We start from the raw sequence: 350 nt of genomic DNA, 5'->3' as shown, positions 1-350 counted from the left end.
ACGAAGATAGAGCCGGGAAAGACGTATACGGCAAGCAGTCGTATTTTTGTAGAGAGCTTGTCGAATGCAAAAGTAAATCTGACCGTAGATTATCTTGATGAACAATATCGATTTACAGGAGCCCATTATGAGACTTCCCAGAATACAACTACGGGCGGCGGGTTTTTGACCCTTTCCGTTACGGGTCAAGCTCCTGCAAATGCAACATACGCACGCGTATGGCTCGTGTTGATGGGAACGGATAATAATGGCTCGGGTACGGTCTATTTTGATCAGACAAGCCTGCGATATGATCCTGATGGCAATATGCTTGCAAACGCCAGTTTCGAGGTAAAGACAGGGACAAGCGG

At 46.9% G+C, this 350-nt stretch carries 1 protein-coding gene; it reads left to right on the top strand.

The features are described 5' to 3' along the window. Positions 1-350: hypothetical protein (locus QMG93_RS35070; RefSeq protein ID WP_281944533.1), on the top strand; the 350-nt coding region annotated here is incomplete at both ends.

The organism is Paenibacillus tyrphae (assembly GCF_027925525.1).
Lineage (GTDB): Bacteria > Bacillota > Bacilli > Paenibacillales > NBRC-103111 > Paenibacillus_G > Paenibacillus_G tyrfis_B.
Note: the sequence above shows the minus strand (reverse complement) of the source record. Positions and strands in the feature narration are given on the sequence as shown.